General features: G+C 55.4%; 16 protein-coding genes. 5 read left to right on the forward strand and 11 right to left on the reverse strand.

Annotated features, from left to right (window positions below):
* Positions 1-95: 95 nt before the first annotated feature.
* Positions 96-821 (forward strand): ribonuclease activity regulator RraA, encoded by a 726-nt coding sequence (locus TH19_RS17075; RefSeq protein WP_114103580.1) that lies wholly within the window; start codon positions 96-98, stop codon positions 819-821.
* Between the two features lie 75 nt (positions 822-896).
* On the opposite strand, the gene TH19_RS17080 is transcribed toward TH19_RS17075, so the two are convergent.
* The 5 genes from TH19_RS17080 to xylF all read right to left on the reverse strand — a co-directional run bounded on the left by TH19_RS17080 (position 897) and on the right by xylF (position 6698).
* The gene (locus TH19_RS17080) at positions 897-2132 is read right to left on the reverse strand and encodes an ROK family transcriptional regulator (protein WP_114103581.1); all 1236 of its coding nucleotides are present in this window, start codon (positions 2130-2132) and stop codon (positions 897-899) included.
* 104 nt (positions 2133-2236) lie between these two features.
* A complete protein-coding gene (locus TH19_RS17085; protein WP_114103582.1) occupies positions 2237-3418 on the reverse strand; it encodes a fumarylacetoacetate hydrolase family protein in 1182 nt (393 codons plus the stop codon).
* A gap of 45 nt (positions 3419-3463) precedes the next feature.
* Positions 3464-4288: an ATP-binding cassette domain-containing protein gene (locus tag TH19_RS17090; protein WP_404969491.1), complete on the reverse strand. Its 825-nt coding sequence runs from the start codon at positions 4286-4288 to the stop codon at positions 3464-3466.
* Between the two features lie 11 nt (positions 4289-4299).
* On the reverse strand, positions 4300-5565 hold the full coding sequence (locus TH19_RS17095) for a sugar ABC transporter permease (RefSeq protein WP_181846460.1): 1266 nt from the start codon (positions 5563-5565) through the stop codon (positions 4300-4302).
* Positions 5566-5666: 101 nt separating this feature from the next.
* Positions 5667-6698: a D-xylose ABC transporter substrate-binding protein gene (gene xylF / locus TH19_RS17100; RefSeq protein ID WP_114103584.1), complete on the reverse strand. Its 1032-nt coding sequence runs from the start codon at positions 6696-6698 to the stop codon at positions 5667-5669.
* 243 nt (positions 6699-6941) lie between these two features.
* Between xylF and TH19_RS17105 the strand changes: the two genes are divergently transcribed.
* Complete coding sequence (locus TH19_RS17105; RefSeq protein ID WP_114103684.1) at positions 6942-7703, forward strand: SDR family NAD(P)-dependent oxidoreductase; 762 nt, start codon at positions 6942-6944, stop codon at positions 7701-7703.
* Positions 7704-7794: 91 nt separating this feature from the next.
* Complete coding sequence (locus TH19_RS17110; RefSeq protein ID WP_114103585.1) at positions 7795-9957, forward strand: dihydroxy-acid dehydratase domain-containing protein; 2163 nt, start codon at positions 7795-7797, stop codon at positions 9955-9957.
* Positions 9958-10137: 180 nt separating this feature from the next.
* On the opposite strand, the gene TH19_RS17115 is transcribed toward TH19_RS17110, so the two are convergent.
* Genes TH19_RS17115 through TH19_RS17125 form a run of 3 tightly spaced genes read right to left on the reverse strand, consistent with a single transcriptional unit; the run spans position 10138 to position 14810 of the window.
* Entirely contained in the window at positions 10138-11604 is a 1467-nt protein-coding gene (locus tag TH19_RS17115) for an efflux transporter outer membrane subunit (protein ID WP_114103586.1), read from the reverse strand.
* A 15-nt stretch (positions 11605-11619) separates the two neighbouring features.
* Positions 11620-13617 (reverse strand): MacB family efflux pump subunit, encoded by a 1998-nt coding sequence (locus tag TH19_RS17120; protein WP_258548016.1) that lies wholly within the window; start codon positions 13615-13617, stop codon positions 11620-11622.
* Between the two features lie 2 nt (positions 13618-13619).
* The gene (locus tag TH19_RS17125; RefSeq protein WP_114103587.1) at positions 13620-14810 is read right to left on the reverse strand and encodes an efflux RND transporter periplasmic adaptor subunit; all 1191 of its coding nucleotides are present in this window, start codon (positions 14808-14810) and stop codon (positions 13620-13622) included.
* Positions 14811-15045: 235 nt separating this feature from the next.
* Here TH19_RS17125 and TH19_RS17130 point away from each other — a divergent pair, with 235 nt between their 5' ends.
* Both TH19_RS17130 and TH19_RS17135 read left to right on the forward strand, forming a co-directional pair.
* Positions 15046-15756 (forward strand): response regulator transcription factor, encoded by a 711-nt coding sequence (locus TH19_RS17130; protein WP_220151754.1) that lies wholly within the window; start codon positions 15046-15048, stop codon positions 15754-15756.
* The gene (locus tag TH19_RS17135; protein ID WP_114103588.1) at positions 15753-17132 is read left to right on the forward strand and encodes a HAMP domain-containing sensor histidine kinase; all 1380 of its coding nucleotides are present in this window, start codon (positions 15753-15755) and stop codon (positions 17130-17132) included. The genes TH19_RS17130 and TH19_RS17135 overlap by 4 nt, the downstream gene beginning before the upstream one ends.
* A gap of 62 nt (positions 17133-17194) precedes the next feature.
* Here the strand turns inward: TH19_RS17135 and purU are convergent, their stop codons facing one another.
* The 3 genes from purU to TH19_RS17150 all read right to left on the reverse strand — a co-directional run bounded on the left by purU (position 17195) and on the right by TH19_RS17150 (position 20880).
* A complete protein-coding gene (gene purU, locus TH19_RS17140) occupies positions 17195-18079 on the reverse strand; it encodes a formyltetrahydrofolate deformylase (protein ID WP_114103589.1) in 885 nt (294 codons plus the stop codon).
* A gap of 81 nt (positions 18080-18160) precedes the next feature.
* On the reverse strand, positions 18161-19465 hold the full coding sequence (gene glnT, locus TH19_RS17145) for a type III glutamate--ammonia ligase (RefSeq protein ID WP_114103590.1): 1305 nt from the start codon (positions 19463-19465) through the stop codon (positions 18161-18163).
* An 86-nt stretch (positions 19466-19551) separates the two neighbouring features.
* Positions 19552-20880 carry an FMN-binding glutamate synthase family protein gene (locus tag TH19_RS17150; protein ID WP_114103687.1) on the reverse strand — a complete coding sequence of 443 codons (1329 nt, stop codon included), beginning with the start codon at positions 20878-20880 and terminating at the stop codon, positions 19552-19554.
* Positions 20881-20891 lie beyond the last annotated feature (11 nt).

Below are 20891 nucleotides of genomic sequence, written 5' to 3' on the forward strand. Positions count from 1 at the left end.
TCCCGACCGATGTTCTGCCTGCTGATATCGCGTAACTGCTTTTTCCAAGATGCGGCCCGGCGCAAAGTCGCCGGGCAAACCTACGGAGACGAATAATGAGTGATTATGTCCTGAGCAGTGCGACACGCGACAAGCTCAAAAGAATCAGCACCGCTTCGCTGTGCACGGCACTTTTCAAACGCAATCTGCGCAACCAGTTCATCCAGAATGTCCATCAGGTCGCGCCGAAAGACGAAAACATGGTCGGGCAGGCCTATACGCTGCGTTACATCCCGGCCCGCGAAGATCGCAACCCGATTGAAGTGTTCCGTGATCCCAAACATCCGCAGCGCGTTGCCGTCGAAGAATGCCCGGCCGGTCATGTTCTGGTGATGGATAGCCGCAAGGATGCCCGTGCGGCCTCTGCCGGTTCGATCCTTGTGACCCGCCTGATGAAGCGTGGCGTTGAAGGTGTTGTTACCGATGGTGGCTTCCGTGATGCCGAAGGCATTGGCAAACTTGCCATTCATTCCTATCACTCCCGCCCGTCGGCACCGACCAATCTGACCCTGCACGAGGCCTATGACCTTAATGTGCCAATCGGATGTGGTGATGCGCCGGTCTTCCCGGGCGACGTTCTGGTCGGGGACAAAGACGGTGTTGTTGTCATCCCGGCCCATCTGGCAGATGAGCTTGCCGAAGAATGCGCCGGCATGGAAAGCTTCGAGGACTTCGTCCTTGAAGAAGTCCTTTCGGGCAAACCGATCATTGGTCTTTATCCGGCAACCAAGGATGAAACCAAGGCCAATTTCGAAGAATGGCGCAAGAAAACCGGGCGTTAATCCGCTGGTTTCATGTCATGAACGACACAAGAAAGCCGCTCCTGACGGGGCGGCTTTTTTTATTGGCGGGTGATGTTAGTTGGCGGTAGGGGCCTGAAACATGTTTTCATCATGCCGCAAAAGGCTTTGGCCAATCGCACCTTGCAGGGCAAGGTCCTTGTCCCATGCCAGATGGGTGATTTCCGGGCCGCGGCGCAATTCCGGAACCTGTGCCTGTTCAAGGCCATGCATCAATTCCGGTTCCATCATGTCATAAGCGCGTGCGCCCGATCCGGTGATGAAAATCTGTTTGGGGCCAAGCAGGGCAATCAGATTGGCAATGCCATATCCCAGAACCTTGCCCGCATGGCGAAACAGATCAGCCAGGCCTTCATCACCGCCGCGTGCGCGTGCAACCAGATCCATCATCTGTTCTTCGCTGGGATGCAGGCTGTTGGTATCAGGCAGGTCAATCAGACCCCGGGCATCGCGCAGGATGGCATAATCCCCGATATAGGCTTCAAGACAGCCGCGCTTGCCGCAATTGCAAACCGGGCCGTCGGGTTGATATTTGGTGTGGCCGAATTCGGCAGCAGTGCCAAAGTCGCCATTATAAACCGACCCGTTCAGGACCAGTCCCATGCCGATGCCGTATCCCAACATGATCACGGCAAAGTCGCCGCCGCGATGCAGATTGGTGTTTTGCGAAATCGCTGTGGCGATGCAGTTGGCATCGTTTGACATCTGGACAATACCGCCAAACCGTGTCCCCAATGCCTTGGCAAGCGGGATGTTGCGGTGACGCAGGGCCGGGGACCAGATGATCTCGCCGCTATTGCTGTCGCAAACGCCCTGAACCGCGATGCTGATGCCGACTGGCGGGCGGGCCGAGAAATCCTTGTGCTGTTCAACGAATTCTTCGATCAGCCGGATCAGGGTCGTGATCAGTTCCTGTTCATCAAGGTCGCGGGTATTGATACTGTACTCGGAGCTGCATTCAATTTCGCCCTTGAAGTTGCCCAGGGCAATTTCGATCAGATTGATGGTGATCTTGACGCCAATTACACAGGCGGCATTGGGCACAAGATCAAGTAGCACCTTGGGGCGACCGCGTGTTGAACCACCATTGCCGTTCCCGTTTGCCGCCCCCTGACTTTCCTGCACCAGTCCCTGCGCCATCAGATCGGCCGTAAGCGAGGTGACGGTCGCCGGGCTTAACCCGGTTGCCGTGCCGATATCGATGCGTGCGGCAGGGCCGTGAATGCGCAAATAGCGCAGAATGGCAATCTGGGAAGGTTGGCGTGGGGTGTCGGCTTCGGTACGGCGGCTCATGAAGCGTGTCAGTATCCTGTGGGATGGCAAGGCGGGCTTTGTGCCCGCCTTGTGAATATGGGCATTTTTTATCCCGTTTTGGCAAGGGGATAGAAAAGGCTGCGTTACAGAAGCCCGCGTGCCGCAAGGTTGGTCATCAATGCCGTGATTCCAAATTCCCACGGATTGATAACGTCCGAACGGTCCACCTGATTGATCAGTTTGCCAAGGCTTGGTGTCGAAATTGTCACCAGATCACCCATCTCGTGGGTGAAGCCCTTGCCGGCACCCCCGCGATCATCGGTGGGGGCAAACATGGTGCCCAAAAACAGCATAAAGCCATCCGGGTACTGGTGATGTTTGCCAATCGCCTGACCGACCAGGCTTTCGGGTGTGCGGCTGATCTGGCTCATCGAACTGACGGCATCAAGGTGATAACCATCCTTGCCGTCAACTGCCATCGCAAGATCGGCACCCTTGACGGTTTCCAGGGTAAAGTGATCGTCAAACAGGCGAATGAACGGTCCGATGGCGCACGACCCGTTATTGTCCTTGGCCTTGCCCAAAAGCAGGGCCGAACGCCCTTCGACATCACGTAGATTGACATCATTGCCAAGGGTCGCGCCGACAATCTTGCCCTTTGACGTCACAGTCAGGACGACTTCGGGTTCCGGGTTGTTCCAGTTCGAAATCGGATGCAGGCCGACATGCGCGCCATGACCAACCGCTGACATTGCCGGTGATTTGGTAAAGATTTCCGCATCCGGGCCAATGCCGACTTCAAGATATTGCGACCATGCGCCTTTTTCGATCAGGACCTGTTTGATCTCGGCGGCCTTGGCTGATCCCGGTTCGATTTGTGACAAATCGTCGCCGATAATGCCGATGATCTCGGTGCGGATCTGGTCGGCCTTGCTGGCGTCACCACGTGCCTGTTCCTCGATCACACGTTCCAGCAGGCTGGCGACAAAGGTCACACCGCTTGCCTTGATCGCCTGAAGGTCATTGGGACTCAGAAGATGGGTGACATTGCCATCGGCCCCCGGACGGGATTGTTCCAGAATATCGCCAAGCAAGGCCGCCGTCGGGAAGCTTGACGGATTTGACAGGCGCGCCACCAGATCATCGCGTTCAAGAAGCTGGCTGACAGTCGGGGCAAGGCTGCTGATATCGCGCAGGTTTTCACCGTCAACCAGAACCGGTGTCGGGCCGGAAACCCGTGGGTCCCAAATACGGCCAATCAGAATGGCGCGGTTGGCGTCATCGGGCAGAATGTCGGTTTGGTTTACCGGAAAGCCATTGGTCATAAGGTCGTCTCGCTTGTTTTGCTTTGCTGTGTTCCTGTTTGCCGCTTATCCGTTGGTGGCAGCAGGGCCGTTGGTTGCGCCGGGACCGGCAAGGTGCATAAGGTGTTCGGGCATTTTGCCCAGAATGATCATGCCAAGAACATCATCATGGGTGACATCTTCGGTGCGGACACTTCCAACCAGTTTGCCGTTTTTCATCACATGCAGGCGGTCGGAAAGATCAAACACATCATGAAGATCGTGACTAATCAACAATATACCGAGACCGTCACGTTTCAACTGATCAATCAGTTCGCCGACCATTTTGGTTTCATGCACGCCAAGGGCGGCGCACGGCTCGTCCATGATCAACACGCGTGCTTCGAATAAAAGGGCGCGTGCAATCGCAACCGATTGCCGTTGCCCGCCTGACAGGGCCGAAACAGGTGATGTGAATTTCTTGAAATTCGGATTCAGGCGATGAAGGACTTCGCGCGCCTTGTGTTCCATCGCCGCGTCATCAAGGAAGCCGAACCTGTCGATGATCTCGCGGCCCAAAAACAGGTTCTGGGCGGCATCAAGATTATCGGCAAGGGCAAGGTTCTGATAGATCGTCTCGATATTGTTGTCGCGCGCATCGCGGGCATTCTCGATTTTGGCTTCCTTGCCGTCGACAATGATCTGGCCGCTATCGGCCTGATAGGCACCCGAAAGGATTTTGATCAGGGTCGATTTGCCAGCCCCGTTGTGGCCCAGTACCCCGACGACTTCGCCGGGATAAAGATCAATCGAAACTCCGTCGACGGCCTTGACCCCGCCGAAGCTGATGTGGATGTCGCGCATTTCAACAAGCGGATCGGTCTTCGTGGTCATGTCTGTCATGTCGGTCATATCCGGTCTCCTTACGCGGTCGGGTCGCTGTAACGACGGTGGAAATACTTGTCGCTAAAGACGGCCAGAACAAGAACCAGCCCGATGACAATGCTTTGAAGGGATGTATCCACCCCCAAAAGCGCCATGCCGCTTTGAAGGCTTTGCATCACAAGCGCGCCAATCAGCGCGCCATAAATCGTACCAACACCCCCGGCAAGCGACGTTCCGCCAATCACCACCGCGGCAATGACGCGCAATTCATCAAGGGTGCCAAGATCATTGCCCGCCGATTGCAGTCGTGCCGATGAAATCGCTGCACTGATCGCGCACAGAACCCCCATCAGGGCAAAAACCGCCACCGTCATGCGTTTGACATTGATGCCTGCAAGTTCGGCTGCCTGCGGATTGCCGCCAATCGCAAAGATGTACCGACCGAACCGCGTGCGTTTGACAACGATGGTCAGGATGATGGCGACAAGGGCGACGATCAAAAGCGGGATCGGAATACCGTGCGAAATTTCAAGATTTTCCGGCGTCACCGGAATGCCCTTGTTCTCAAGCAGGCGTTCTGCCGCCCGTGTCGGCAGGTGATAGGCATTAAGGGTCGTCACAACCACCAGAACCAGTCCGCCCTTGATCAGGGTGTTGGTATATTCCGCCCAGACCGGCTTGACCGGGAATTCGAATGAAAGACGACGACGGCGTTCCATGATTGCTGCGTAAATGATCGCAAGAATGGCAATCGCAGCCACGATCCAGCTCCATGTCGCGCCAATCGTGCCTTCAATCCCGCCGCCCAGCAAAATGAAATTATGATCAAGCGGGGCAACCGTGCGTCCCTGCGTGACCCACCAGGCCGACCCGCGCCAGACCAGAAGGCCGCCAAGGGTCACAATAAAGGCCGGAACGCCAAGATATCCAACCGCAAGCCCCTGAATGCCGCCAATGCCAGCCCCGATAACAACGCCGATCAAAAGGGTCAAAATCCAGGTTGCAGGGTGGTTGTAATCAAGAAACTGCGGCAATAAATCGGTCTGGACAACGCCCATGATCATCGCCAGAACACCCAGAATGGCACCGACTGAAAGGTCGATATGGCGGGTAACAATGATCAAAACCATCCCGCAGGCCATTACGGCAACAGATGCCGTCTGAACCGACAGGTTAAAGATATTGCGCGGGGTAATAAATCGCCCGCCCGATGCAATGTCAAAGCCGATCCAGATGATCAGCAAAACAACGGCAAGGCCAACCAACCGGCGGTCGACTTCCATTTTCGAAAGTAGTCGTGACATGAAAACGCTCGTAAGGCAGCGGGGCCGACATGCTGTGATCTGCGCACGGGAACAGCAGCCGACCCCGGGTTAAGCAAGGTAAAGGGAGTTAAATGACCGCCTTAGTTGCAGGCAGATACCTTGCCGCTTGGAACGCCTTTGCAAACGACGTCTTTGGAAACCCAACCGGCATCAATCACCAGATCAAGCTTGTTCTGGGTGATCGCAACCGGATCAAGGAAGAAGGATTTCATGGTTTTGCCGTTCGGGCTCTGCCAGTTTTCTGTGCCCGGAACGTCACCAAGTTTGGTGCCCTTTGCCAGTTCCACGGCAATTTCTGCGGCGCGTTTGCCAAGAAGACGGGCGTCTTTCCAGACAGATACGGTCTGGGTGCCAAGGGCGACACGGTTCAGCGCAGCATGGTCGCCATCCTGACCGGACACCGGAATGCCTTGCATGCCTTGTGCTGAAAGGGCGGCAACCACACCGCCTGCCGTGCCGTCGTTCGATGCGACAACTGCGTCAACCTTGTTGTCCGCCGCGGTCAGGAACTGTTCCATGTTGCGCTGTGCGATCGCGGGCTGCCAGCTGTCGGTATAGGCCTCGCCAACAACCTTGATGTTGCCTGAATCAATTGCCGCCTGAAGGATTTCAAGCTGACCTTCATGCAGGATATTGGCGTTCGGATCGGTCGGGGCGCCCTTGATAAAGACATAGTTGCCGCTTGGCTGTGCGCCAAAAACGGCTTCTGCCTGAAGGCGACCGACTTCCTTGTTGTTGAACGTGATGTAATAGGCGTTCGGGTCTTCGATCAGGCGGTCGTAACCAACCACCGGAATGCCTTCATTGATCGCCTGTTCAACGGCCGGGCCGATCGAGGCGGAGTCTTGTGCCAGAACGATCAGCGCATTCGCGCCACGTGCAATCAGGCTTTCAATATCGGAAAGCTGTTTGGACGGATTGCTCTGTGCGTCCGCACTGATGTAATCCGCGCCAGCGGCTTCAAGGGCGGCTTTGATGGCGGCTTCATCGGTTTTCCAGCGTTCTTCCTGGAAGTTCGACCAGCTGACACCAACCGTCAGATCAGCAGCAAAGGCATTTGCAGACAGCAATAATGTACCGGCCAGCATGGCCGTGGAGAGGAGTTTTTTCATTGGTTTCTTCCCTGAATGAATGTGTCTTGTTGCGACATTTATTTTTGTTGTCGAAAAAATGTTGACGCGAAGAAGCCGTCCTGTCAAATTTTTTTTAGTGATTAAATTAAAAACAGACCTTTTGGCGATCAAATCGGCGGTGAAATCTGTATTCAGGATTGATTTTGGCCGGAATCCTTCATGATGCACTGCATCATTTAATTTGGTTGTCTAAAATAAAAGAAAGAGATGACAGGGAACGTTATGACAGCGAGTTATCATGACATTGACGGGAAATCCGTGCTTGTAACCGGCGGTGCATCCGGGATCGGGGCATCCATCGTCCGGGCATTCTGTGCCCAGGGGGCGCATGTCGGATTCTTCGATATTGACGACGATGCAGCGCAAAAGCTGATCGACGATATCCGTGACAAGACCGGAATTGCGCCGGTCTACAAGTCACTGGATTTGCGCAACCAATCGCAGATTCCCGGTGCTGTGCGCGAAATGTCGGCAACAATCGGCACGATTGATGTATTGGTCAATAACGCCGCCCGCGATGACCGCCACAGCCCCGAAGACATCGGACCGGAACAATGGCGGGGCGGCCTTGATGTCAATCTCAGTCACCAGTTCTTTTGCGCGCAGGCCGTCGCCCCGGGCATGAAGGAAAAAGGGGCTGGCAGCATCATTAATTTCAGTTCCGTAAGTTATATGATGGGGCTTCCTGATCTGGTGACCTATGAAACGGCAAAGGCCGGGATCATTGGCCTGACCCGCGCACTGGCCCGTGACTGGGGGCATGATGGCATTCGTGTAAATGCCGTAACGCCGGGCTGCATCATGACCCAGCGACAGCTTGATCTTTGGATTTCGCCCGAAGACGAAGAACGCATTCAGCAAGAACAATGCGTCAAACGCCGCCTGGTTGGTGATGATGTGGCGCAGATGGTGCTGTTTCTGGCATCCGATGTTTCATCGGCCTGTTCGTCGCAAAACTTCATTGTTGATGGCGGCATCGTCTGAATAATGCCAATGTCAAAACGGTAACGTCGCCGTCCGGATTTGTATGACCAAGCCTGTCCCGCCACGTCTTTGCGATTGAGAAACAGCCATAATGTCACCGACCAATCTTCCTGCATCCCCGATCATCATTGATGAAAAGGCCAACCCGTACCGTGATTGTATTCAGGGTCTGGCCAATCAGCCGATCACGGTTGTCAAATTGCTGCGCGATGCGGTGAATGAAAACCCGGTGGTTGCCCGGGATCGTGATTTTGGCGTCCCGGAAATCAGGGATGTGGTCGGGCGTCTGGTTGAAAACCGGCCGCGCATTGCGATCATCGGCGGCGCGCCGGATCATCCGGCCCATCTTTTGGACCGGCCACAGGCCTTGATGGCGGCAATTCGCATCTGGGAAATGGGCGGGGTACCGTTTCTGTTTCATGTGCCCGTAATCTGTGATGGCACCGCGCAAAACAATATCGGGCAAAGCTATTCTTTGGCGTCGCGCAATCACACGGCGGCGGCTGTGAACATCACCTTCGAAGGGCACAGCTATCACGCGGCCTATGTCATTGCCGGCTGTGACAAATCACCGGCTGCGGTGGTTGCCGGTCTGGCGGCGGCTGATCATGCCCGTGCCTATCGCGGGGATCAGGCCCCGGTCTGGGCGGTTTTTGCACCGTCCCATGTTCTCAAAGGCGGTGAAATTCCCGAAGGCACGCGCCGTATGCTTGATGATATCGCGGCCAGTGCGGACGCGGCCGGGCATGATGATCTGGGATCGGATATCCGCGAAAATATGCGCTATATCCTGCAATGCACCTCGGACGAGGCCTTTGCCGGTTTGCTTGAACGTGCCCGGTTGCTTGGTCTGATCGACGGGGCGCTTGAACGCCGTGTGCTCGATCAGCTTGCCACCGCGACCTGTGATTCAAAGGGTGGTATTTGCGCCTTTAACGGCACGGGAAATTCATCGCGTACCATGCTGGCGGCCTTTGGTCTGACCCCGCCGGAGTTGGAGCTTTTGACGGACGTTCCGCCCTTTAGTGCGGTGGCGGTCGGGGTTGATGCCCTGTTTAATGTTTTCAACAAACCGGAATATGCGATTGGCAATCTGTTGAAAGCCAACTTCGCCAATTTCGTGCGCATCCATAATGCCACCGGATCAAGCAGCAACATGCTTTTGCATCTGCCTTTCATGATGCGCTATGCCGGGTTTGATGTGTCGATTGATGATTATCAGGATGTCCGTACCGAAACGCCGGTGCCTGAAATCTTTGCCCATAGTCTGACCGAAAATCGCGATACCTTTGTGCTGGCCCAACAAATGGCCGAGGGCAAAAACCGCGGCATGGAAAGCATCTATCGCATTCTGGCTGATCTGGGTGTGGCGATGGACCTTGATGCGCCAACAGTTTTGGGGAAATCCTGGGCCGAACGGATTGCCGGTCTGGAAAATCCGGTTGATCTGTCGCTTGGTGATGCATCGGTTATTCGGGCAACCCCGGTGCGCAAACGATCCGGTGTTGATGTGATTACCGGCAGTTTCTTTGAAAACTGCGCGGTCAAAACATCGGGGATGAGTGATCATTTACTGTCGCATTTTGACGATCATGTTTTCATCGTTCGCTATTATGAAAACGAACATGTCTGTAATGGTGATTTTGCCTCCCCTGATCTGGTAACGCGCCTGATCGAAACCGATGGCGTGGACGAGGAACTGATTGCCGCGGTCGTTCGGCGCAACGGCGGAAACCGGGTTGATATGCAATCGCCCAAGGACATGCTGGCACAGGGGCATTTGTCCTTTGCCTTTGTCATTGGCGGGCAGGGACCAGAAGCCTATGGCATGCCTGAAATGTTTTCACCATCCCAGAACTTGCGTCATCATCGCATTCTTGAAGCATCTTCGATGCTGATCACCGATGGCCGTTATTCCGGGGTGACCAAGGGTGCGTGTATCGGTCACATGGTGCCCGAAGCATTCACCGGCGGCGGGATCGGTTATTTGCGCGATGGTGATGTGTTGCGTCTTAACCTGACGACCTTGAAGCTTGATTGGCTCGATCCGGTGGCGTTTGAGAACGGCGAAGAATTAGCCACCGATCCACGGGGGATCAAAGAACGGGTCGAACTCTTCGAAGGGCGGCTGCGGCGGATGGAGGCCCGGCAATGTGATATCGCGGCGAGTAATGTCCTCGATGCGATCGGAAATGCGGCGCGCGGCATCGTCCCACGGGCAGTTGACCGCCGTGCAATCAAGTCCTGGCGGTGATGTCGGCTGGGACATGCGTTCAAAAACAACTTCCCCGTCGGATAAAAGGTTTGATTCCCGAACTGTCAGGACAAGTGCCGCAAGGCACAGCCCGCCACCGGCCAACATCATCATCCGCCCAAGGAACTGTGTCTTCCTGCCGCGATAAACGGGCATGTCGTGACCTTTCAATTTATGCGATCAGGTCGAACTGACCTGATCCCCTGATGACGGATCGGAAAGGCTTGCCCGGGTCGTGGCATCACCGCCAAGTGCCTGATATAGCGTGATCAAATTGGTGATGCGATCAAGCTGGTTTTCGATCACGGTTTCTTCGGTGGTACGACGGTTCTCCTGTGCATCAAGCCAGTCCTGCATCGCAACTGCACCGGAACGGAAACGGCTTTCATAGATGCCCTCGGCATTGCGGGACGCCTCAAGGGCTGCTTCAAGGCGTTCGGCCCGGCGATCATAATTGGTGCGCGCCGACAGGGCATTTTCCACATCCGCCATCGCCTGATAGGTGGTCTGACGGAATTCCACGATGGCCTGTTCATATTCGGCTTCGGATACTTTGATGTTCAATTGCCCCTCGTTCCAGTTCAGGAAAGGTAACGCAAGGCTGGCACCAAGAGTTCCAATCGGATTGGATAAAAGATTGCGCAACTGATCACTGCTTGATCCCAGCGTGCCGGTCAGGCTGATGGTCGGAAGCAAACTGGTCTTTACCGAATTCAGATCCTCGACACTTTCGCGAAGACGCAGTTCCGCGGCCCGAACATCTGGACGACGTTCCAGAAGGTCTGCGGGCAATCCTTCCGGGATGGCGGGCAAAAGCCCGGCCGGAAGGGTGCGGCGCGCAATTTCGATATCAGATGGCGGCTGATTGAACAGGATCGAAAGGGCGTTTTTGGCCTCGGTCAGGTTTTGTTCAACTGCGGCATATGCCGCACGCTGATTTTCAAGGTTGCTGCGTGCTTCGTTGACTTCAAGGGATGATGTCGAACCCGACGCATATTGCACATCGACCAGATCAAGGGTCTGTTGGGCATAGTCGATGCTGGCCTGTGCGATATCCAGACGCTGTTGGTAATATACCACTTGCCAGTAAAGGGTCGCCGTGGTTCCGATCAGGGAAAGGGCCGTGCTTTCGCGATCTTCAAGGGTGGCAAGGGCTTCCCACCGGGCAGCATCAAGGTCATGACCAAGCTTGCCCCACAGATCAAGCTCGTAACTGATCCCGGCATCAAGGCCATAGCTTCGCGTGATATCGCCATTGCTGCGATTATCTTCGCTGTCAAACTGACGCGATGTGGATGCATCCCCGCCTGCAGACAGATCGGGATACAGCGCATCTTCGGCCAGTCCGGCAGTCAATTGTGCCTGACGGACCTTGATGGTTGCCGCGGCAAGGTCGTTATTGGTTTCAAGCGCGATGGCAATCAGTTGATTAAGCTGATCATCGTCAAAGTTCTTCCACCATCCGGTCCGGGCAAGGATTTCGGCACTGGTTTTCGCATCATCACTGATTTCAACGCTGCTTGTCGCAACACCCCAGTTTCCGGGCATCGCCATATCCGGGCGGCCATAGGTCACCTCGGTCAGGCTCGAACATCCGGCAAGCACCAGCATGGAAAGGATGGTTCCGGTTTTCAGAATGTTTTTCATTTTCTTTGTTCTTTCCTAGTCACGTGACAATGCATCGACGGGATCAAGACGCGCGGCATTACGCGCAGGCAAAAAGCCGAATGTGATGCCGATCAATGTCGCGCAGGCAAAGGCACCGATGATCGAAGTCGGCGAGTAAACCATCGAAAAGCTGCTGCCGATCAGGTCGAACACCTCGCCAATCGCAAGCGCACCTAGAACGCCAAGGCCACCACCCAGAATGCAAACCAGAACCGCCTCGATCAGGAACTGGCGCAGGATATCGCTTTGCCGTGCACCGACGGCCATGCGGACCCCGATTTCACCGGTACGTTCGGTGACGGATACCAGCATGATATTCATCACCCCGATGCCACCAACGATCAGCGAAATCACCGCAATCGAAGAAATCAGAAGCGTCATGGTGCTTGTGGTTTTCTCGACCGTCTGACGGATGCTGTCGCTGTTGATGGTAAAGAAATCCTTGGTGCCGTGACGCTGGGTCAAAAGTTCGGTGATCTGCTTTTCGGCAAGGGCCGGTTCAACATTGTCGGCCACGCGAACCGTGATGCTGCTCAGATAGGTTTGGCCAAGAATGCGGGTCAAAGCCGTGCTGTGTGGAACCCAGATATTCAGGCTGTCCTGATTGCCAAATGTGCTGGTTTTCGGGGCCGTGACACCAATGATCTGAACCGGAACCGACCCCAGAAGAATGACTTCACCCACCGGGTCTTCGCCGTCCGAAAACAGTTTCTGAACCGTGTTGTCGTCAATGATGGCGACCTGGGCGCGTTTGGAGATTGCGCTTTGATCAAACCAGTTGCCTTCGGCCATTTCATATCCGCGCACCCGGTAATAGTCGGTGCCAACGCCGGTGACATTGCCATTGACCTCGATGTTGCGATAACGCAGGGCGACCGTGCTTGAAACCCGCGGCGTGACACTGTCGACATAATACTGGCTGGACAATATTTCGGCATCGCCCGCGGTCAGGGTTCTGATCTGATCGGCGTCGCGATCTCCGAAATCCTTGCCGCGATTGATATCGATCGTGCTGGTACCAATCGAACTGATATCCGAAAGAATGCGTTCCTGTGATCCGGTGCCAAGGGCCACGACCGATACCACCGATGCAATACCGATAATGATCCCCAGCATGGTCAGGAATGTGCGCAGGCGATGGGCATTCATCGCAATCAGCGACATTCTGAATGCTTCGCCAAACCGGCTGAGTTGTGACAGAAAACCGGCTGCCTTTTGTCCGATGGCGTCAATCGATGCAGTGGTGTTAATTCGGTCTGCCTTGGTACCAATGCGCTCGTCACGGATAATTTCACCGTCGCGGATTTCAATGATGCGTTCGGCATGGGCGGCAACGTCATGGTCGTGTGTGACCAGAATAACGGTATGTCCGTCGCGATGAAGATCACGCAACAGATCAAGGGTCTGTTTGCCGCTTTGGGTATCAAGCGCACCTGTCGGTTCATCAGCAAGGATGACATCCCCGCCATTCATAAGCGCCCGCGCAATACTGACACGTTGCTGCTGACCACCCGATAGCTGGCTGGGGCGGTGGTGAATGCGTTCGCCCAATCCGACACGGGTCAGTATATCTGTTGCGCGCTTGGCGCGTTCTTCGGTATCGGCCCCGGCATAGATTGCCGGCACCTCGACATTGCCAAGGGCGGTCAAATCCGAAAGCAGATGATAACGCTGAAAGATAAATCCGAAATATTCCCGGCGCAGGGCGGCCAGTTCATCAGGTTCAAGATCACCGGTCAGTCGGCCATTGATACGATATTCCCCCTCTGTCGGGCGATCCAGACAGCCAAGAATATTCATCAATGTCGATTTGCCCGATCCCGATGCGCCAATGATCGCGACCATTTCGCCGCGCTCAATGGTCAGGTTAACGCCCTTCAGCACAGCGATCTGTTCATCGCCTGCCGGATAGTGCCGCCACAGATTGCGGATTTCGATCAGCGGTGCGCCTGTCGTCATCTGATTGCCATTGGTCATGTTTTCATCACGCATGATCAGAACATCCCGCCCGGAGGACCCCGGCGCACGCTTGTTGTGGTTTGCGCATCCGCGCTGCTTGTCATACCAACGACAATCTCGTCATCGGCATTCAGGCCACTGGTGATTTCGGCATTGATATTTGTGTTCAGCCCAACCGTGACCGACCGTGGTTCGGGTTTGCCATCCGCATTGATGACATCAAGGAAATAGGTTCCTTCCGGTGTCGGCCCGTTCAGTGAGGCAGAGGGCACAATCAATGCATTTTCGGCCTGATCCAGAACAATGGTGACCTCGGCGGTCATCCATAACCGCAACAGGCGGTCGGGGTTCTGCACGTCAAACAGGGCGTTGTAATAAACCGCTTCGTCGTCGGTATTTTCGTCATCATCCTCGATCCCGGTCGGGGCCGGTTCGATGGCGCGAAGCGTGCTTTGATAAACGGTGCTGGCATCGCCCAGAACCGTGAAAGTAACCGGAAGACCTTCCTTGATATGGATGATGTCGGCTTCGGATACTTCGGCCTTGATGGTGACCGTATCAAGTTTGGCCAGCTTGATGATGGTCGGGGTTGATTGCGATGCATTGACGGTCTGGCCTTCCTTGACCGGCATGGCGACAACGGTGCCATCCATCGGGGCGGTAATCTTGGTATAGCCAAGGTCGATGCGGGCGGTATCAACCGCGATTTCGGCCTGTGCGATTTGCGCATTCAGGGCATCAATATCGGCCTTGGCAATCGCAAGGGTCGCCTCGGCGGCCTCGAAATCTTCCTGCGGGGATGCATCAAGGGCGCGCATTTTCTTTTGGCGGGCAAAATCAAGTTCGGCCTGCTTTAAGGTCGCCTTCTGGGCGGCAAGTTGTGCCTTGATATTGGCAAGCGATGCCTCGGCTTCGCGAAGATCGTTTTGCTGGGTTGATGGATCAATCTCGGCAATCAGGTCACCTTCATGGATTTGATCGCCCAACTCGACATGCAGGGCCGTGATCTGACCGGAAACCTGTGCGCCAACACTGACCAGTTTGGATGCGCTTACCGTGCCGGTGGCAAGAACCGTATCGGCAATCGTGCCGACACGGGGCTTGGCCGTGACAAAGGTTGTCTCGGCACTGCTGGGGAACAGATAGGCCTGTAATCCCCACGCAGCACCAACAAGTACAACAATTGCAATCACTGTGTTGCGGATACGTTTTCCGGTTTTTCTCATTGGGCATTCATCCTGAAATAGGTCAGTGGCGCGATATGCGCAGTCCTGATGAAAAACAGATAACAAGCCGGGGGCACCTTGTGGGTGAGGGGGACGAAAATGATGTGTAAGGAATGTGTAAAGACGGGCGCGTGCCCCTTTTAACCGGCGCATTCATGAGTAAAATGGCATCATAAACATCGCCTGATCCCGTTCACGCCGCCCGCATTGCCCGGCCAAGGAAAGACGCAAACGATTGACCCGAATATTGCTTGTTGATGATGACGCCGAACTTGGTGCCATGCTTGCCGAATATCTCGACGGCGAGGGCTTTAACGTCTCCCAGGCCTATAACGGCAAGGAAGGATTGGCGCGCGCCCTTGAAGGCGGCTATGCCGTGATCCTGCTTGATATCATGATGCCCGGCATGGGCGGGATTGATGTCCTGCGTGAATTACGTGGCAAAAGCCGGGTGCCGGTGATCATGCTGACCGCCAAGGGCGATGATGTTGATCGGGTGATCGGGCTTGAACTGGGTGCGGATGACTATATCCCCAAACCCTATTATCCGCGTGAACTGGTTGCCCGTATCCGCGCTGTTTTGCGCCGGGCCGAACCGGTGGCGGTTGATGGTGCAAATCCGTCCGAAACCGATCCGGCGGACGAGCTTTTGCTTGGTAAGTTGAAACTCAAAACCGCAAGCCGGGTGGCAAGTCATGACGGCACCGTGCTTGATCTGACCGTGTCGGAATTCAATCTGCTTGAAGTTCTGATGCGCGCAGGCGAACGCGCACTTTCCAAGGATGAACTGTCGCGCAAGGTGCTTGGCCGTCCGCGCGAAGTTTATGATCGTTCGATTGATGTGCATATGAGCAACCTGCGCCAGAAACTGCAATCGGTCAGTGGGGATGCCGCTATGATCGAAACCGTGCGTGGCTTTGGCTATCGTTTAAGGCAGGACACATGAAAAGCCGCTTGTTCTGGAAAATCCTGATCGGGTTTATTGTAACCTTTACCGGTATCTCGTTCGGGGTCTGGTCGCTGCTGATGTTATATGGCGGGCCGCCCGAGCCTTTCCATATCGGGTATCTCAAACGAACCGCACCGGGATATCTGCACACAGCCGCCGAGGTTGCAAAGCATGGCGGGGTTGAGGCCCTTGATGCCACCATTTCCCATTGGCCCAAGGATGAACGCGGGCGTTTGATCATTGAAACCGGCGATGATGTTGCGCCGATCCCTGATCTTGCCCGGATGCGCCCCGATACGGCATCTCCCGGCTGGTTTAGCGCGCTTAAGGATAATCCGGCATTTGAACAGGTGGTCACGGGACCAGCGGGCGAAAACATTCATCTGATTTTTGATGTCAGTGACGTGATTGCCGAAATCCCGCAACGTTCCCGCTGGACCGTGCCCAATCCTCTGATCATTATTGGCGGTATCGGTGCACTGCTTTTCAGCGGGGTTCTGGCCTGGTATCTGACCCGTCCGATCCTGAAAATAAGCACCGGCTTCGAAGAACTTTCGCAAGGCAATCTTGACTATCGGCTGGGCAAAACCATCGGGCGGCGGCGCGATGAAATTGCCGATCTGGCCCGTGACTTTGATGTGATGGCCGAACGGCTGCAACGCCTTGTCGCCGCACGTGACAGGTTGCTTAATGATGTTTCGCACGAATTACGATCGCCACTTGCGCGGATGCAGCTTGCCGTCGGGCTGGCGCGCCAGTCGGCGGCAAAAAGTGCAACGTCACTTGACCGGATCGAAAAGGAAGCCGTGCGGCTTGATGAACTGGTCGGGGAACTTCTGACCCTGTCGCGGGTCGAAAGCGGTGCCGCCCAACAGCAATCATGGATCGATCTTGATCACTTGCTGGGGCGTGTTGTCGGGGATGCCCGGTTCGAGGCCGAGGCAACCGGCGTTGTCGTTGATGCCGATTTCGGAACACAAAAGGCAGTCCTTGATGGTGCTGTCCCGGTTCTAAGCGGAAGTCCCGAACTTCTGCGTCGTGCCTTTGAAAATGTTGTGCGCAATGCCCTGCGTCATTCGGCCGAGGGGCAGGTGGTGAAAATCACCGCCGAGGATGACCGTGATCATCATCGCTTCCGCATCGAGATCAGTGACCAAGGACCCGGGATTGAAGACGCCAAGCTTGATGATCTGTTCGAACCCTTCGTGCGCGGCGAAGCCAATGCCTGGGGCGGTGGTTTTGGCCTTGGCCTGTCGATTGCCCAACGCGCCATTCGTGCCCATGGCGGTGATATCAAAATCGGCAACCGCATTGAAGGCGGACTTATGGTGACGATTATCCTGCCCTATCAATTGCGCCAGACGGACGCCTGATCAAACGCAAAACGCCCCGGATTGTGGATGTCCGGGGCGTTTTTTGTGGCGTGTGGTGTGGATTATCCCATGCGCTCGGACGCATAGCTTCCCGGGCTTGGCGGGAAGACAATCGTGCGATTGCCGTTGATAAAGGATCGGTGGTGAATGTGGGCGTGGACGGCGCGGGCAAGAACCTGACTTTCAACGTCACGCCCGATCGACACGTAATCGGCCGAATTCTGGGCGTGGGTGATGCGTGCGATATCCTGTTCAATGATCGGGCCTTCATCAAGGTCGGCGGTCACATAATGCGCCGTCGCCCCGATCAGTTTCACCCCGCGTTCATATGCCTGCCGATAAGGGTTGGCCCCCTTGAAACTTGGCAGGAATGAATGGTGGATATTGATGATCTTGCCGCTCATTTTCTTGCACAGGCTGTCGGAAAGAACCTGCATGTAACGGGCAAGAACAATCAGCTCGACCTCGCTGTTTGAAACAATATCCAGAAGCTTTTTCTCGGCTTCGGACTTGGTGTCCTTGGTTACCGGGATATGGTGGAACGGGATGTCGTGATTAACAACAACCTTTTGATAGTCAAAGTGGTTTGAAACCACGCCGACGATATCAATCGGCAATGCCCCGATCTTCCAGCGATAAAGCAAATCATTCAGGCAATGACCGAACCGCGACACCATCAGAAGAACCTTCATCTTCTCGGCACTGTCATGGAACTGATAATTCATGCCAAACTGTGTTGCCGGACCGTCAAAGCCACGCGACAGGGTTTCCTGATCGACGCCGGTTTCGCTGACAAACGCAACCCGCATAAAGAACAGGCCGGTTTCCATATCATCAAACTGCGAGCTGTCGGTAATGTTGCAACCCTGTTCCGCCAGATAGGTGGAAATGGCGGCAACAACCCCGCGCTGGGAGTCACAGGTGACTGTCAGAACGTAGCTTTTCATCTCGTCTGGCTTTCAAATTTACAGTGATTGAAAATAACCCGGCCCCGTCCATCGGGGAATGATTGGGGCCGGGCAGAAGCATCAGATATCAAGCGTGTTTTCGCGTTCCCATTGCGAGAAATGCGATACGTATGAATTCCATTCTTTTTGCTTGAGCTTGAGGAACGCCTTGGAAAACGCCATGCCAAGTTCGGACTGAAGGGCTTCGTTGCGGCCAAATTCGCGCAACGCATCCAAAAGGTTCAGTGGCAGACGCGGCGCATCTTTGACCAGATGACCTTCTTCATACATGTCGATGTCATAATGCGTACCGGGATCGGCGGCATTTGCCATGCCATCAAGACCCGCCGCAATAATGACGGCCTGAAGCAAATAGGGGTTTACCGCCCCGTCAGGAAGTCGCAATTCAAAACGCCCCGGTCCCGGTACGCGCACCATGTGGGTCCGGTTATTGCCGGTCCAGGTGACCGAGTTCGGTGCCCAGGTCGCGCCCGAAATGGTCCGCGGGGCATTGATGCGTTTATATGAATTGACCGTCGGGTTGGTGATCGCGGCCATGGCAGAGGCATGGTTCATGATCCCGCCAAGGAAATGCTTGCCCTTGGCCGAAAGACCAAATGGTGCACCCTTGTCGGAAAAGGCGTTTTCACCGGCTTCGTTCCAGACCGAAACATGGCAATGACACCCGTTTCCGGTTTGCCCGGCAAAGGGTTTGGGCATGAAGGTCGCCCGCAGGCCATGCTTTTCGGCAATCGATTTGACCATGAATTTAAAGAAGGAATGCTTGTCTGCGGTTTTAAGCGCATCATCGAATTCCCAGTTCATTTCAAACTGGCCATTGGCGTCTTCATGGTCGTTCTGATAGGCACCCCAGCCCAGTTCCAGCATGTAATCGCAGATTTCCGCGATCACGTCATAACGGCGCATGACCGCCTGCTGGTCATAACAGGGCTTCTCGGCAGTATCAGCAGCATCGGAAATCGATGCACCGTCTTCACTGATCAGGAAGAATTCGGCCTCGACCCCGGTTTTGACATTAAGTCCAAGCTTGGCTGCTTTGGCGATCTGCGCTTTCAAGACACTGCGCGGCGCCTGTTCAAGCGGCTGGCCATCCATCACGCAATCGGCGGCAACCCAGGCAACCTCGGGCTTCCACGGCAATTGAATGACGGAATCCGGGTCGGGCACCGCAAACATGTCCGGATGTGCCGGGCTAAGATCAAGCCATGTCGCAAAACCGGCAAATCCCGCACCTTCTTCCTGCATGTCAGCAATCGCCTGGGTGGGAACAAGTTTGGCGCGCTGTCCGCCAAACAGGTCGGTATAGCTGATCATGAAATACTTTATGCCGCGTTCCCGGGCAAAGACTGATAGATCCTTGGTCATTGAAGTCCCCTGACGAATTTTATGCAGTGCCAACGGTTATCCCGGCGTGCCAAAAGGCACACCGGTTCCGGTGGTGCGTTAATGTTCTAGAATCCTCCCTGACCGGGAATCCAACTGGTCCCGGCAAGCGGTACACCGGCCATGGCCGCCGCTTCGATATTCAGTGCGCACAGATCCTCGGGTTCGAGGTTGTGCACATGATTTTTGCCGCAGGCGCGCGCAATTGTTTGCGCTTCAAGTGTCATGACCTTCAGATAGTTGGCCAGACGCCGCCCAGCGGCAATCGGATCAACCCGTTTCATCAGGTCGGCATCCTGGGTCGTGATGCCTGCGGGATCACGGCCTTCATGCCAATCGTCATACGCACCGGCGGTCGTGCCAAGCGCGTTATAGTCTTCTTCCCATTTGGGATCGTTGTCCCCGATGGCGACCAGTGCGGCAGTCCCGATGGAAACCGCGTCCGCGCCAAGGGCCAATGCCTTTGCCACGTCGGCCCCGTTGCGAATGCCGCCAGATACGATCAGTTGTACTTTGCGATGCATTCCCATGTCTTGCAACGCTTTTACCGCCGGACGGATACAGGCAAGGGTCGGCTGACCGACATGTTCAATGAACACTTCCTGCGTTGCCGCCGTGCCGCCCTGCATCCCGTCCAGAACCACGACATCGGCACCGGCCTTGACCGCAAGGGCCACGTCGTAATAGGGGCGGGCACCGCCAACCTTGATAAAGATCGGCTTTTCCCAGTCGGTGATTTCGCGCAGTTCCTGAATTTTAATCTCAAGATCGTCCGGGCCGGTCCAGTCCGGGTGACGACATGCGGAACGCTGGTCAATCCCTTTGGGCAGGTTGCGCATATGGGCTACGCGGTCCGAGATTTTCTGACCCAGCAACATGCCGCCGCCACCGGGCTTTGCGCCCTGACCAATAACGATTTCAATCGCATCGGCGCGCTTCAGATCGCGCGGGTTCATGCCGTACCGTGACGGAAGATATTGATACACAAGAGTTTGCGAATGCCCGCGTTCTTCCTCGGTCATGCCGCCATCGCCTGTGGTGGTCGATGTTCCGGCAAGGGTTGCACCGCGTCCAAGGGCCTCTTTGGCCGGACCGGAAAGCGAACCGAAACTCATGCCCGCGATGGTGATCGGGATTTTAAGTTCAATCGGCTTCTTGGCAAAACGGGTGCCCAGCGTGACCGCGGTTTCGCATTTCTCGCGATATCCCTCAAGCGGGTAGCGCGACATCGATGCGCCAAGGAACAACAGGTCATCAAAATGCGGGACCTTGCGCTTTGCGCCGCTGCCGCGAATGTCATAGATGCCGGTGGCGGCGGCACGGCGGATTTCTGAAAGGGTGTAATCGTCAAAAGTTGCCGATTTGCGCGGCGTGGTAACGGGATGTTTGTGGCTCATGGTCTGATCCT

The sequence above is a fragment of the Thalassospira profundimaris genome (assembly GCF_003326675.1).
Classification (GTDB): domain Bacteria; phylum Pseudomonadota; class Alphaproteobacteria; order Rhodospirillales; family Thalassospiraceae; genus Thalassospira; species Thalassospira aquimaris.